The organism is Alkalicoccobacillus porphyridii (assembly GCF_007293315.1).
GTDB classification, from domain to species: domain Bacteria; phylum Bacillota; class Bacilli; order Bacillales; family Bacillaceae_D; genus Alkalicoccobacillus; species Alkalicoccobacillus porphyridii.
Map to the genome: position 1 here is coordinate 1 of NZ_VLXZ01000032.1, position 1,568 is coordinate 1,568.

Below are 1,568 nucleotides of genomic sequence, written 5' to 3' on the forward strand. Positions count from 1 at the left end.
TCGAGATCCCGGACACCATCGAATGGCGCAAAACCTTTCGCGGTATGGCATGATAGCGCCCGGAAGAGAGTCAATTCAGGGTGGTGAATGTGAAACCAGTAACGTTATACGATGTCGCAGAGTATGCCGGTGTCTCTTATCAGACCGTTTCCCGCGTGGTGAACCAGGCCAGCCACGTTTCTGCGAAAACGCGGGAAAAAGTGGAAGCGGCGATGGCGGAGCTGAATTACATTCCCAACCGCGTGGCACAACAACTGGCGGGCAAACAGTCGTTGCTGATTGGCGTTGCCACCTCCAGTCTGGCCCTGCACGCGCCGTCGCAAATTGTCGCGGCGATTAAATCTCGCGCCGATCAACTGGGTGCCAGCGTGGTGGTGTCGATGGTAGAACGAAGCGGCGTCGAAGCCTGTAAAGCGGCGGTGCACAATCTTCTCGCGCAACGCGTCAGTGGGCTGATCATTAACTATCCGCTGGATGACCAGGATGCCATTGCTGTGGAAGCTGCCTGCACTAATGTTCCGGCGTTATTTCTTGATGTCTCTGACCAGACACCCATCAACAGTATTATTTTCTCCCATGAAGACGGTACGCGACTGGGCGTGGAGCATCTGGTCGCATTGGGTCACCAGCAAATCGCGCTGTTAGCGGGCCCATTAAGTTCTGTCTCGGCGCGTCTGCGTCTGGCTGGCTGGCATAAATATCTCACTCGCAATCAAATTCAGCCGATAGCGGAACGGGAAGGCGACTGGAGTGCCATGTCCGGTTTTCAACAAACCATGCAAATGCTGAATGAGGGCATCGTTCCCACTGCGATGCTGGTTGCCAACGATCAGATGGCGCTGGGCGCAATGCGCGCCATTACCGAGTCCGGGCTGCGCGTTGGTGCGGATATCTCGGTAGTGGGATACGACGATACCGAAGACAGCTCATGTTATATCCCGCCGTTAACCACCATCAAACAGGATTTTCGCCTGCTGGGGCAAACCAGCGTGGACCGCTTGCTGCAACTCTCTCAGGGCCAGGCGGTGAAGGGCAATCAGCTGTTGCCCGTCTCACTGGTGAAAAGAAAAACCACCCTGGCGCCCAATACGCAAACCGCCTCTCCCCGCGCGTTGGCCGATTCATTAATGCAGCTGGCACGACAGGTTTCCCGACTGGAAAGCGGGCAGTGAGCGCAACGCAATTAATGTAAGTTAGCTCACTCATTAGGCACCGGGATCTCGACCGATGCCCTTGAGAGCCTTCAACCCAGTCAGCTCCTTCCGGTGGGCGCGGGGCATGACTATCGTCGCCGCACTTATGACTGTCTTCTTTATCATGCAACTCGTAGGACAGGTGCCGGCAGCGCTCTGGGTCATTTTCGGCGAGGACCGCTTTCGCTGGAGCGCGACGATGATCGGCCTGTCGCTTGCGGTATTCGGAATCTTGCACGCCCTCGCTCAAGCCTTCGTCACTGGTCCCGCCACCAAACGTTTCGGCGAGAAGCAGGCCATTATCGCCGGCATGGCGGCCCCACGGGTGCGCATGATCGTGCTCCTGTCGTTGAGGACCCGGCTAGGCTGGCGGGG

The 1,568-nt window shown here is 57.3% G+C and carries 1 protein-coding gene and 1 pseudogene; both read left to right on the plus strand.

Annotated features, from left to right (window positions below; translation table 11 throughout):
• Positions 1 to 89: 89 nt before the first annotated feature.
• The gene (gene lacI / locus FN960_RS20635) at positions 90 to 1,172 is read left to right on the plus strand and encodes a DNA-binding transcriptional repressor LacI (RefSeq protein WP_000805902.1); all 1,083 of its coding nucleotides are present in this window, start codon (positions 90 to 92) and stop codon (positions 1,170 to 1,172) included.
• A gap of 49 nt (positions 1,173 to 1,221) precedes the next feature.
• A pseudogene (locus FN960_RS20645) lies at positions 1,222 to 1,568 on the plus strand (hypothetical protein); the annotation flags it as partial.